Raw genomic sequence first — 220 nt, 5'->3', positions numbered from 1 at the left:
AACGCTCCGATGGAGCGTTTCTTTGGAAGTTTGAAATCAGAGTGGGTGCCAGAAGCAGGCTACGGGTCGGAACATGAGGCCCGAGCGGATGTGCAGCGCTATGTATCGCGCTACAACATCACCAGGCCGCATAGCTACAACGACTATCGGTCACCAGTCGCCAGGGAGAAGCTGGTGGCGTGAAACCTTAATCGGTGTCCAAGATTACTTGACCAGTTCA

General features: G+C 54.1%; 1 protein-coding gene. It reads left to right on the top strand.

Annotated elements, in window-relative coordinates:
• Nucleotides 1-183, top strand: a 183-nt coding sequence (locus NTD80_RS22610; protein ID WP_262135075.1) for an integrase core domain-containing protein, incomplete at its 5' end; no start/stop codon positions are given.
• Nucleotides 184-220: the final 37 nt, after the last annotated feature.

The sequence above is a fragment of the Pseudomonas sp. 13B_2.1_Bac1 genome (assembly GCF_025466155.1).
Classification (GTDB): Bacteria; Pseudomonadota; Gammaproteobacteria; order Pseudomonadales; family Pseudomonadaceae; genus Aquipseudomonas; species Aquipseudomonas aylmerensis.
Note: the sequence above shows the minus strand (reverse complement) of the source record. Positions and strands in the feature narration are given on the sequence as shown.